General features: G+C 74.6%; 1 protein-coding gene. It reads left to right on the top strand.

What is annotated here, in order from left to right; genetic code table 11:
* Positions 1 to 260, top strand: a 260-nt coding sequence (locus AC0IZJ_RS28515) for a hypothetical protein (protein WP_471855632.1), incomplete at both ends; no start/stop codon positions are given.

Raw genomic sequence — 260 nt, forward strand, 5'->3', positions numbered from 1 at the left:
CCCAAGGGCCTGACCGGCCAGACCGTGCTTGGCATGACCGTGGACCAGGCCGGCCGCCTGTGGGTGGACCCCGGCACCGGCCTGCACCGCCTGGTGGAAAGCCAGGGCAGCCAGGCACGCTTCGAGGCCGTGGCCGCGTCGGACGCGGGCGGGGCCTTCGGCGCCAACCTGCTGCTGGACAAGCAGGGCCGCAGCTGGTCGCAGCGCAATATGTACGACCCGCGCAGCGGCGAGCGGCGCGAGCTGGGCGCCGCCGATGG

It is taken from the genome of Roseateles sp. AC306, from assembly GCF_979253795.1.